Source organism: Mycolicibacterium hippocampi (assembly GCF_010723735.1).
Lineage (GTDB): Bacteria > Actinomycetota > Actinomycetes > Mycobacteriales > Mycobacteriaceae > Mycobacterium > Mycobacterium hippocampi.
Genome location: NZ_BLLB01000002.1, coordinates 4,651,440 through 4,663,144, shown reverse-complemented (window position 1 = coordinate 4,663,144; position 11,705 = coordinate 4,651,440). Strand labels below are relative to the sequence as shown.

The 11,705-nt window shown below is 68.3% G+C and carries 7 protein-coding genes; 6 read left to right on the top strand and 1 reads right to left on the bottom strand.

The annotated features are described in order from the left end of the window. The first annotated feature begins 2 nt into the window (after positions 1-2). Positions 3-2,024 carry a bifunctional copper resistance protein CopD/cytochrome c oxidase assembly protein gene (locus G6N53_RS23375; protein ID WP_163892833.1) on the top strand — a complete coding sequence of 674 codons (2,022 nt, stop codon included), beginning with the start codon at positions 3-5 and terminating at the stop codon, positions 2,022-2,024. Here the strand turns inward: G6N53_RS23375 and G6N53_RS23370 are convergent. Further along, positions 2,009-3,109: an allophanate hydrolase-related protein gene (locus G6N53_RS23370; protein WP_163892830.1), complete on the bottom strand. Its 1,101-nt coding sequence runs from the start codon at positions 3,107-3,109 to the stop codon at positions 2,009-2,011. The genes G6N53_RS23375 and G6N53_RS23370 overlap by 16 nt on opposite strands. A 171-nt stretch (positions 3,110-3,280) precedes the next feature. Between G6N53_RS23370 and G6N53_RS23365 the strand changes: the two genes are divergently transcribed. From G6N53_RS23365 to G6N53_RS23345, 5 genes are all read left to right on the top strand, one after another. Continuing rightward, positions 3,281-3,784, top strand: a complete 504-nt coding sequence (locus G6N53_RS23365) for a single-stranded DNA-binding protein (protein WP_163892827.1) — start codon at positions 3,281-3,283, stop codon at positions 3,782-3,784. A gap of 106 nt (positions 3,785-3,890) precedes the next feature. Continuing rightward, positions 3,891-5,564, top strand: coding sequence for an energy-dependent translational throttle protein EttA (gene ettA, locus G6N53_RS23360; RefSeq protein WP_163892824.1), 1,674 nt, complete (start codon positions 3,891-3,893; stop codon positions 5,562-5,564). A 91-nt stretch (positions 5,565-5,655) separates the two neighbouring features. Further along, positions 5,656-10,524 (top strand): NAD-glutamate dehydrogenase, encoded by a 4,869-nt coding sequence (locus G6N53_RS23355; RefSeq protein ID WP_163892821.1) that lies wholly within the window; start codon positions 5,656-5,658, stop codon positions 10,522-10,524. Then, a complete protein-coding gene (locus G6N53_RS23350) occupies positions 10,521-10,940 on the top strand; it encodes an acyl-CoA thioesterase (RefSeq protein WP_163892818.1) in 420 nt (139 codons plus the stop codon). Before G6N53_RS23355 ends, G6N53_RS23350 begins: the two co-directional genes overlap by 4 nt. Further along, positions 10,937-11,617 (top strand): DUF8010 domain-containing protein, encoded by a 681-nt coding sequence (locus G6N53_RS23345; protein ID WP_163892814.1) that lies wholly within the window; start codon positions 10,937-10,939, stop codon positions 11,615-11,617. Before G6N53_RS23350 ends, G6N53_RS23345 begins: the two co-directional genes overlap by 4 nt. Positions 11,618-11,705: the final 88 nt, after the last annotated feature.

The following is an 11,705-nucleotide window of genomic DNA, read 5'->3' as shown; positions in this document are numbered from 1 at the left end:
GCATGACTTCGTCCGGCGCCCCCGCCACCACCGGAGTGCGCAGCGCGCCGGCGTGGACGGTGTTGTACGCGGTGGCGCTGCTGGCAGGGCTGACCGCAGCCGGGCTGTCCGCCCTCTCGGTGGCCGAGGCGCTGACCGCGACCGGGCTGCCCGACCCCGGCCCGGTGACCAGCTACGGGCTGCCGTTCGTCAGGGCGGCGGGGGAGATCGCCGCCGTGGCCGCCACCGGATCGTTTCTGCTCGCCGCGTTTCTGGTGCCGCCGCAACGCAACGGCGTGCTGGACGCCGCGGGTTACCGTGCGCTGCGGACGGGGACCGTCGCCTCGGGGATCTGGGCGGTCTGCGCCGTGCTGTTGGTGCCACTGACCGTCTCCGATGTCAGCGGTCAGCCGTTGTGGACGCGGCTGAGCCCGGCCGACATCTGGGCGGTGGCCGACCTCATCGACATCGCCGGCGCCTGGCGCTGGACGGCGCTGCTCGCGCTGGCGGTGACGGTGCTCAGCGCGCCGGTGCTGCGGTGGTCGTGGACGCCGGTGCTGTTCGCCGGTTCGTTGGTGACCCTGCTGCCGCTGGCGCTGACCGGACACTCGTCGTCGGGTGGTTCCCACGACCTGGCCACCAACAGCCTGTTCATTCATCTCATCGCCGGTGCGCTGTGGGCCGGCGGCCTGCTGGCGTTGCTGGTCCACGCGCTACGGGGGGGTGAGCACGCCGACCTGGCGGCGCGCCGATTCTCCGCGGTGGCCCTGTGGTGCTTTGTCGCGATGGCGCTCAGCGGTGTGATCAACGCGCTGGTGCGAACGCGGCCCGGCGACCTGGTGAACAGCGACTACGGCTTGTTGGTGCTGGCGAAGGTCACGGCGCTGTGCGTACTCGGCTTCCTCGGGTGGCGACAGCGCCGCAACGGCGTGGCCGCCCTCCGCGACGACCCGGGTGCCCGCGGTCCGCTGATCCGGCTGGCGCTGGTCGAGGCGGTGGTCTTCGGGTTGACGTTCGGGGTGGCGGTCGCTCTGGGCAGGACGCCGCCACCACCGCCGCGGGACCTCAACCCGTCGGTCACCACGGTCGAGATCGGCTACGACCTGGCCGGTCCTCCGACCGTGGGCAGGGTCCTGTTCGACTGGCGCTTCGATCTGTTGTTCGGCACGGCGGCCATCGTGTTCGCGCTGGTGTATCTGGCCGCCGTGGTCAGGCTGCGGCGCCGCGGCGACGGCTGGCCGGCCGGCCGGACGCTCGCGTGGCTGCTCGGCTGCCTGCTTCTGCTGGTGACGACGTCGTCGGGGATCGGCCGGTACATGCCGGCGATGTTCAGCATGCACATGATCGCCCACATGCTGCTGTCGATGTTGGTGCCGATCCTGCTGGTTCTCGGTGCACCGGTGACGCTGGCGCTGCGGGCGCTGCCCGCCGCAGGCCGCGACGAGCCGCCCGGACCGCGGGAATGGCTGCTCGCCGGCCTGCACTCCGGGGTCTCCCGGGTGCTCACCAACCCGTTCGTCGCGACGGCGCTGTTCATCGTCGGGTTCTACGGGCTGTACTTCGGCGGGATCTTCGACGCCGCCGTCGACAGCCACGGCGCCCACGTCGCGATGAACCTGCACTTCCTGCTCAGCGGCTACCTGTTCTACTGGGTCGTGATCGGTGTGGACCCGACACCGCGGCCGATACCGCCCATCGGCAAGCTGGCGATGGTGTTCGCGTCGTTGCCGTTGCACGCGTTCTTCGGGGTGGTCCTGATGGCGACCAAGTCGGTGATCGGGGAGGACTTCTACCGGTCGCTGCAGCTGGACTGGCACACCGACCTGCTCGGTGATCAGCGGCTCGGCGGCGGGATCGCGTGGGCTGCGGGAGAGGTCCCGCTCGTCGTGGTGTTGATCGCGCTGTTCATCCAGTGGCGTCGCAGCGATCAGCGGACCGCGACGCGGCTGGACCGGGCGGCGGACCGCGACGAGGACGCCGATTTGGCGGCCTACAACCGGATGCTGGCCGAACTGGCCCGGCGCGAGTCTCAGCAGGGCGGCTGACGCGGCGGATCCGCCACCCGCACCGCCCCTGCGGCAACAGCCCGCGTCCAGCTGCCGTAGCTGCTGATGTCGGCGCCGACCGCCGCACTGGCCTCACAGCCGAACGCCGTCCGCCAGGAGCCGTCGTCGAACTCGACTTTGCCCAGCTGCATCGGTGCCGGCAGCGCCGCCAGGAAGCGGCCGAGGGCTGCCGCCGACATCAGCCATCGGTGCCCGTGGAGCGCGGCGCCCGGCTCGCCGTCGAACACGCGGGTGATCGCCGGCTTGGCAGGTGACGTCGACAGCACCGTCATCCGGTAGCGCGGCGCCGTGATGATCTCCCCGGCCCACCGGGCGCCCAGATCGGTGAGCTGATGCACGAGGGGTCCGCCACGAAGGTGCGCGCCGAACACCACCAGTTCGACGGGGTCGGCGGCCGAGAGCGGCCAGATCGACTGCAGTGCCCGCCCAAAGATCAGCCCGGCGGCAAGATCCACAGCCACCGCATCGTCGAAGGCGCGCGCCAGGACGGTGAGCGCGGCCCCGTCAACGCTCACAGTGACCGAGCACAGGCCGTCACGGTCGGTCGAGTCGGCAGCTACGACGACGGCATCCACTCCGTGGGGCACGGAGTACGTCCCGACCGGCACGGGCACGATTCGGGCGCCGATCTTCGTCAATGCTGCCGTGACGGCGCCGAGCACTCTGCGGTCGTGTCGGTGCAGCGCCACCCCCACCACCGGCTCGACGGGGGCCGCGAGCCGGATGTCGGCCGGCCAACCCCGGCCCGGTGCCTGTCCGGCGAGCACGGCCGTCACGGCGTCGGCGAGCACGAGGTCGGATGCGAGGACGCTGAGTCGGGCGGGCAGTGCCGTGGCGGTGGGGGTGATGCACACAGACCCCGCGGGCGCGGCTGCCGTCACCACGACATCGGCGTGGCCATCGCCGAGCGCACCGTCGACGGTCGCGAAGGCCGAGTTGTCGACGATCACGGCGCCGGCACTGCGTAGGGCGCCGACAGCAGCGTCCCCGACGGTGTCGGCCACCACGACCCGGCGGCCGGCCAGGGACCCCGGAGCGGCGCGGCCGGCGACCTGTTCCGTCATGCGGATCAACCTATGCGGCGGTTGTCCACAGTGCGCAACTCATCCACAGCCCGGCCGCCCCGGGCCGCGCCCCGGCCGCGGGATGTCGGCGGTACGGCGGTGAATGGCGGTGTCACCCCACGAGTCAGGCGCCGTGCCTGGCCCGTAGCCGAATATCGAGGGAGGAACCAAATGTTCGAAACACCCATCGCCGTCGTGGGCACCATCGTCACCAACCCGGAACGCCGCTGGGTCGGCGATCAGGAGCTGATCAAATTCCGGGTCGCGAGCAACTCACGCAGGCGCACCGCGGACGGCACCTGGGAGCCGGGCAACTCGTTGTACGCCACGGTGAACTGCTGGGGCCGGCTCGTCACCGGAGTCGGTGCCGGGCTCGGGAAGGGCGACGCGGTCATCGTTGTTGGAAACGTGTACACCAGCGAATACGAGGACCGCGACGGGAACCGTCGCTCCTCGCTGGAGATCCGGGCGACCTCTGTGGGGCCTGACTTGGCGCGGTGCATCATCCGCATCGACAAGCGCAGGCACCCCGACTTCACCTCGGAGCCGGGTTCGGCCGATGCCGGGGTCCGCATCGAGGGCCGGGGTCATTCCGAGGTGGAGGCCGACGTCGACGACGAGATCGGTCCCGACTCCGCGGAGCTCGAAGGCAAGGAGGTGCCGCTGAGCGCGTAGCGACGGTCGCCGCCGACGAGGCCACGCCTAGGATGGGGCCCGACCATCGCAGAGGTCCAGATGATCCCGGAACCGAACCGAGATCGAGAAAGGCGACATCACGGCAATGGCCGAATTCATCTACACCATGCGGAAGGTCCGCAAGGCGCACGGCGACAAGGTCATTCTTGACGACGTCACCCTGAACTTCCTTCCAGGCGCGAAGATCGGCGTGGTCGGTCCCAACGGGGCCGGTAAGTCGAGCGTCTTGCGGATCATGGCCGGCTTGGACCAACCCAACAACGGCGACTCGTTCCTGGCGCCGGGCGCGAGCGTGGGCATCCTGCAGCAGGAGCCCCAGCTCGACGAGACCAAGTCGGTGCGCGAGAACGTCGAGGACGGCGTCGCGATCAAGGGCAAGCTCAACCGGTACAACGAGGTCGCCGAACTGATGGCGACCGATTACACCGACGAACTGATGGAGGAGATGGGCAAGCTCCAGGAGGAGCTGGACGCCGCAGACGCCTGGGACATCGACTCGCAGCTCGAACAGGCGATGGATGCGCTGCGTTGCCCGCCACCGGAAGAGCCGGTCACCCACCTCTCCGGTGGTGAGCGTCGGCGCGTGGCGCTGTGCAAGCTGCTGCTGTCCAAGCCCGATCTGCTGCTGCTCGACGAACCGACGAACCACCTCGACGCCGAGAGCGTGCTGTGGCTCGAGCAGCACCTCGCCGACTACAAGGGCGCCATCCTGGCGGTCACCCACGATCGCTACTTCCTCGACAACGTCGCTGAATGGATCCTCGAGCTCGATCGGGGCCGCGCCTACCCCTACGAGGGCAATTACTCGACGTACCTGGAGAAGAAGGCCGAGCGCATCGCCGTACAGGGACGCAAGGACGTCAAACTGCAGAAGCGCCTCAAGGACGAGCTCGAATGGGTCAGGTCGGGTGCCAAGGCCAGGCAGGCCAAGAGCAAGTCCCGCCTGCAGCGCTACGAGGAGATGGCGGCGGAGGCGGAGAAGACCCGCAAGCTCGATTTCGAGGAGATCCAGATCCCGACCGGCCCGCGTCTGGGAAGCGTCGTCGTCGAGGTCGAGCACCTCGACAAGGGTTTCGAGGGCAGGACGTTGATCAAGGACCTGTCCTTCACGCTGCCCCGCAACGGCATCGTCGGCGTCATCGGACCCAACGGTGTCGGCAAGACCACGTTGTTCAAGACGATCGTCGGCCTCGAGCAGCCCGACAGCGGCATCGTCAAGGTCGGTGAGACGGTCAAGTTGAGCTATGTGGACCAGAGCCGGGCCGGCATCGATCCGAAGAAGACGGTGTGGGAGGTGGTCTCCGACGGCCTCGATTACATCGAGGTCGGTCAGAACGAGATGCCGTCGCGGGCGTACGTGTCCGCCTTCGGCTTCAAAGGCCCCGACCAGCAGAAACCGGCCGGTGTGCTGTCCGGTGGTGAGCGCAACCGGCTGAACCTCGCGTTGACGCTGAAAGAGGGCGGCAACCTGATCCTGCTCGACGAGCCGACCAACGACCTCGACGTCGAGACACTGAGCTCGCTGGAGAATGCGCTGGGCAACTTCCCCGGCTGTGCGGTGGTCATCAGCCACGACCGCTGGTTCCTCGATCGCACCTGCACCCACATCCTGGCGTGGGAGGGTGACGACGACAACGAGGCCAAGTGGTTCTGGTTCGAGGGCAACTTCGGTGGCTATGAGGAGAACAAGGTCGAGCGGCTCGGCGCCGAAGCGGCCCGTCCGCACAGGGTGACCCATCGGAAGCTCACACGGGGATAGTCTCGTCGTGCGGATCGCGTGACCGGTTCCTGCCTCGGAGTCGGTGACAGCCAACGAAGGTCGGTGCGTACGTGCGAGTCAGGAGCGGCGAATGTCGTTGAATCCAGGTGCCATCAGCAGCACAGTCGGCGGTTCGGTACCTGCTGAGGTCATCGACCGGCTCGTGCCCGCCTATCTGGAGACCTATCGGGGGCCCCATGGGGGTGCTCCCGGGGCGGAGGCCGCCGTCACGGGTCCGGTGCACCGCTCCACGACGGAGAGCCCGGCCAGCCAGGCGCTGGTCGCGGCCCAGTACCGACTGAGCAGTCACCGGCCGCCGGGGACCACCCGGGTCGCGGTCTACTCCGCCGACGACCCAGGCGGTTTCGGTCCGGCACTGCAGATCGTCACCGACAACGCGACGATGCTGATGGATTCGGTCACCGTGCTGCTGCACCGCATCGGGGTCGCCTACAAGGCGATCATGAACCCGGTGTTCCGGGTACGGCGCGGTGCGGCCGGTGAACTGCTGGAGATCGCGCCTCCGACGGAGGCCACCTTCGATGCCGGTGTCGACGAGACCTGGGTGCACATCCAGCTTTCGAAATCGGTGGATCGGGCCTCGCTCGCGGAGGCCGAGAGGCTGCTGCCTCGGGTGCTGGCCGACGCCCGCCAGGTCGCGCTCGATTCAGCCGCCATGGCGGCGACGCTGCGCAGCCTCGCCGCCGAGCTGCACAGCGACGCCGGGCACCGCTTCCGCAGCCCGGACCGCAAGGACGTCGCCGCGTTGTTGCGGTGGCTGGCCGACGGGCATTTCGTCCTGCTGGGCTACCAGCGCTGCCCGGTGCGCGATGGTGAAGCGACGGTCGACTCGTCCAGCCGGCTCGGCGTTCTGCGGCTGCGTCACGAGGTGTTGCCGCAGCTGACCGCCGATGACGACCTGTTGGCGATGGCGCAGGCCACGATTCCGAGTTTCCTGCGGTACGGCGCCTATCCGCAGATCGTGGTGGTCCGCGAGCAATCGGTGGGCGGGGACGCGTCGGCCGCGGTGGAGCACAGGTTCGTGGGCTTGTTCACCGTCGCGGCGATGAACGCCAACGTGCTCGAGATCCCGCTGATCTCCCGCCGCGTCAACGATGCCCTGGCGATGGCGCACCGGGACCCCAGCCATCCCGGTCAGCTGTTGCTCGACATCATGCAGACCATTCCCCGCTCCGAGCTGTTCGCGCTGAGCGCCAGAGAACTGCTCGACATGTCGATGGCCGTCGTCGAACTCGGATCGCGCCGCCGCACGTTGTTGTTCATGCGAGCCGATCGTCTCGCGCATTTCGTGTCCTGCCTGGTGTATCTCCCGCGCGATCGCTACACCACCGCCGTGCGACTGGAGATGCAGGAGATCCTGGTCCGCGAGCTCGGCGGAATCAGCATCGACTACGCCGCCCGCGTCAGCGAATCACCGTGGGCAGTAGTGCATTTCACTGTTCTGCTGCCGGAGGGCTCGAGTCAGCGCGACGTCGACCTGTCCGAAGCCAACGAGTTCCGGCTGCAGGATCTGCTCACCGAGGCCGCCCGCACCTGGGCGGACCGGCTGCTCGGCGCGGTCAAGGCCGGTGCGATCGAACAGACGGCCGCAGAGCACTACGCCAACGCCTTCTCCGAGGTGTACAAGCAGGCGATCACGCCGCTGCACGCCCTCGACGACATCGCGATCATCGAGCAGCTCGAGGATGACTCGGTCAAGCTGGTGCTCGACGACACCACCGAGGAGGGCGTGTCCCATCTCGTCTGGTATCTGGGCGGGCGTTCGGCATCGTTGAGCCATCTGCTGCCGATGCTGCAGTCCATGGGTGTGGTGGTGCTCGAGGAACGGCCGTTCACGGTCACCCGCCCCGACGGGCTGCAGGTCTGGATCTACCAGTTCAAGGTGTCGCCGCATCGCGGAATCCCCGAAGCCCCCGCGGGGCCCGAGCGGGAGGCCAGTTCGCAACGGTTCGCCGACGCCGTGACCGCGATCTGGCACGGCCATGCCGAGATCGACAGGTTCAACGAACTCGTGCTGCGGGCCGGTATGACGTGGCAGCAGGTGGCTCTGCTGCGCGCCTATGCGAAGTACCTGAGGCAGGCCGGGTTCCCGTACAGCCAGACCCACATCGCGACGGTCCTCAACGACCACGCCGGAACCGCACGCTCACTGGTGGAGTTGTTCCAGGCGCTGTTCGACCCCTCTGACGCCAACGGGGGCGCCGCGAACCGCAATGCCCAGGCGGCCGCCGCCGCGGTGTCGGCTGACATCGACGCGCTGGTCAGTCTGGACACCGACAGAGTGCTGCGCGCGTTCGCTTCGATGATCCAGGCCACGCTGCGCACCAACTACTTCGTCGGACGACAGGACTCGGCTCGCGCGCAAAACGTGTTGTCGTTCAAGCTCAATCCCGAGCTCATCGACGAACTCCCGCTGCCACGGCCCAAGTTCGAGATCTTCGTGTACTCGCCACGGGTGGAGGGCGTGCACCTGCGGTTCGGCTTCGTCGCCCGCGGTGGCCTGCGCTGGTCCGACCGCCGTGAGGACTTCCGCACCGAGATCCTGGGTCTGGTGAAGGCGCAGGCGGTCAAGAACGCGGTCATCGTGCCCGTCGGCGCCAAGGGCGGATTCGTCGTCAAGAACCCCCCCGAGCCGACCGGCGACCCGGCAGCGGATCGCGACGCCACCCGGGAAGAAGGTGTGGCCTGTTACCGGCTGTTCATCGCCGGCCTGCTCGACGTCACCGACAACGTGGACAAGGCCACCGGGGCGATCGTCACACCGGCGGAAGTGGTCCGACGCGACGGCGACGACGCCTATCTGGTGGTCGCCGCGGACAAAGGCACCGCGACCTTCTCCGACATCGCCAACGAGGTCGCTCAGTCCTACGGGTTCTGGCTGGGTGACGCATTCGCCTCCGGGGGATCCGTCGGCTACGACCACAAGGCGATGGGCATCACCGCCAAGGGCGCCTGGGAGTCGGTCAAGCGGCATTTCCGTGAGATGGGTGTCGACACCCAGTCCGAGGACTTCACCGTCGTCGGCGTCGGTGACATGAGCGGCGACGTGTTCGGCAACGGCATGTTGCTCTCCGAGCACATCCGGCTGCTGGCCGCATTCGACCACCGGCACATCTTCATCGATCCGAACCCCGACGCGGCGACCTCGTGGCAGGAACGCAAGCGGCTGTTCGACCTGCCGCGCTCCAGCTGGGAGGACTACGACAGTTCGCTGATCAGCCCCGGCGGAGGCGTCTACAGCCGCCAGCAGAAGTCCATCCCGATCAGCTCCGAAGCTCGCGCCGCGCTCGGCATCGAGGATGAAGTTTCCGAGCTGACACCGCCGGCTCTGATGAAGGCCATCCTCAAAGCGCCCGCCGATCTGTTGTTCAACGGCGGCATCGGCACCTACATCAAGGCCGAGTCGGAGGCGGACGCCGACGTCGGGGACCGGGCCAACGACGCGGTGCGCGTCAACGGGAATCAGGTGCGCGCCAAGGTGATCGGCGAAGGCGGCAACCTCGGCGTGACCTCACTGGGGCGGATCGAGTTCGATCTGATCGGCGGCCGTGTCAACACCGACGCGATGGACAACTCCGCCGGCGTCGACTGCTCCGATCACGAGGTCAACATCAAGATCCTGATCGACTCGCTGGTCACCGCGGGCAAGGTGGATCCCGGGGAGCGCTCCGAGCTGCTGCTGTCGATGACCGATGAGGTCGGCCGACTCGTGCTGGCCGACAACGAGAGTCAGAACGACCTGATGGGCACCAGCCGGGCGAACACCGCCAGCCTGCTGTCGGTGCATTCCCGAATGATCCGGGATTTCGTGGAGGAGCGCGGGCTCAACCGCGAACTGGAGGCGCTGCCGTCGGAGAAGGAGATCCGGCGTCGCGCCGAGGCCGGTATCGGCCTGACCTCCCCGGAGCTGGCGACCCTGATGGCACACGTCAAGCTGGCCCTCAAGGACGATCTGCTCTCCGGCGACCTACCCGACCAGGAGGTGTTCGCGGCCCGGCTTCCGTCGTACTTCCCGTACACGCTGCGAGAGCAGTTCAGCACCGAGATCCGGTCGCACCAGCTGCGTCGGGAGATCGTGGCCACCATGCTGGTCAACGACATGGTCGACACCGCCGGGATCTCGTATGCCTACCGGGTCGCCGAGGATGTCGGGGTGGCACCCGTGGATGCGGTGCGAAGCTACGTCGCCGCCGACGCGATCTTCGGGTTCGGCCGGGTGCGCGACCAGATCCGGGACGCCTACGCCGCCGGAGTTTCGGTGGCGGTGACCGACCGGATGACACTCGACCTGCGTCGGCTCATCGACCGTGCCACCCGCTGGCTGCTGAACTACCGACCGCAACCGTTGGCAGTGGGCGCCGAGATCAACCGGTTCGCCGAGAAGGTCGCCGCGCTGACCCCACGGATGCCGGAATGGCTGCGCGGTGACGACGCAGCGATCGTCGGCAGCGAGGCGGGGGAGTTCAGCTCGCAGGGCGTTCCGAAGGATCTGTCCTACATGGTCGCGACGGGGCTGTATCAGTTCAGCCTGCTCGACGTGATCGACATCGCCGACATCGTCGACCGCGACCAGGCGGAGGTCGCCGACACCTACTTCGCGCTGATGGACCATTTCGGCACCGACGGGCTGCTCACGGCCGTCTCCCGGCTGTCCCGGGACGACCGCTGGCATGCGTTGGCGCGCTTGGCGATTCGCGACGACATCTACGGCTCGCTGAGGGCGTTGTGTTTTGATGTACTCGCCGGCGGTGAGCCCGACGAGAACGGCGAGGAGAAGATCGCCGAGTGGGAGCTGACGAACAGCTCGCGGGTCCGACGCGCCCGGCGCACGCTGACTGAGCTCTACGAGAGCGGTGAGCACGACCTGGCGACGTTGTCGGTGGCGGCCCGCCAGATTCGCAGCATGACGAGGACGAGCGGAACGGGTTCGACGGGGTGACGGGCCAGCACGGGTTCACCGCGCCGGTCCACGTGCGCTGGTCAGACATCGACATGTACCAGCACATCAACCACGCGACGATGGTGACCCTCCTCGAGGAGGCCCGGATCCCGTTCCTGCGTGAACCCTTCGGCGACGAGATCACCACGATCGGGTTGCTGATCGCCGAGGTGAAGATCGTCTACAAGGGTCAACTCCGGCTCGTCGATTCCCCGCTGCAGGTCACGATGTGGTCGAAGCGGGTCAGGGCGGTGGACTTCACGATGGGTTACGAGGTGCGCTCGGTCGGCGCGCCGCCGGACTCCAAACCCGCCGTCATCGCCGAGACCCAGCTGGCGGCGGTGCACATCGAGGAACAGCGACTGCAACGACTCTCGGAGCGCCAGCGGCGGTACCTGCAACGCTGGACCCGATGACGGGCGCCGAGCGGGGTGTGTGGCTCGACGGCAACAACAACCGCGACGACCTGTCGATCTTCACCGAGCGCGCGCGGCGTCTCGACGAGGCGGCAGTGGTCCGGCTGCGGGAACGTCCGGACGGAATGATCGTCGCCTGGGTCGCCACCGGGTTCGATGTGCTGGCCAGCAGGGTGGTGGGCGGCCGGGTGCGGCCCGCGGATCTGTGTGCGGGGGCCGACGCACTGCTGGCGGGCCTGGCGGCCATGGACGCCGATGGCTACGTCGACCCGGGTTTCGGGATGGACTCGGCCTGGCGGGGAGTTCTGCCACCGGACTCCGGCTTCGTTCACCTCGACGATGTGCCGGCGCGGGCGGTCCTGGATCTGGCCCAGCGGGGTGTCGGCCTGGCCAAGGAGCATTCCAGCGCGCACGGACCGCCCGCATCGCTGCTGGACCAGGAGGTCGTTGCGGTCACTGCCGGCGGGGACAGCCTCGGGATCCCGATGCGGTGCGTGTTCGCCCTGACCGCGATGGGCTTTCTGCCACAGACGCCGGCAGGAGACGACTTCGCCCCGGAATCGGTCAGCGTGGACGAGGTGGTGCGGGTCCGGGCGATGCCGGCCTGGCTGCGCATCGACGCGCGGTTCGGCACCGTCTACCGTCGTCGCGGCGACCCCGCCGTCGTCCTGCGCTGACCCGTCCTCCCGCCTTCCCCGCCGGAACGGTATTCCAGGCGGGGGATTTCGAGTGAGCACCTGCTGGAATACCGTTCCGGCGGGGCGG

What these genes read in the sequence shown, in the direction of transcription:
- G6N53_RS23345 (WP_163892814.1), top strand. Translation starts at nt 10,937, where the DNA reads ATGACGGGCGCCGAGCGGGGTGTGTGGCTCGACGGCAACAACAACCGC.
- G6N53_RS23365 (WP_163892827.1), top strand. Translation starts at nt 3,281, where the DNA reads ATGTTCGAAACACCCATCGCCGTCGTGGGCACCATCGTCACCAACCCG.
- G6N53_RS23370 (WP_163892830.1), bottom strand. Translation starts at nt 3,109, where the DNA reads ATGACGGAACAGGTCGCCGGCCGCGCCGCTCCGGGGTCCCTGGCCGGC.
- G6N53_RS23355 (WP_163892821.1), top strand. Translation starts at nt 5,656, where the DNA reads ATGTCGTTGAATCCAGGTGCCATCAGCAGCACAGTCGGCGGTTCGGTA.
- ettA (WP_163892824.1), top strand. Translation starts at nt 3,891, where the DNA reads ATGGCCGAATTCATCTACACCATGCGGAAGGTCCGCAAGGCGCACGGC.
- G6N53_RS23375 (WP_163892833.1), top strand. Translation starts at nt 3, where the DNA reads ATGACTTCGTCCGGCGCCCCCGCCACCACCGGAGTGCGCAGCGCGCCG.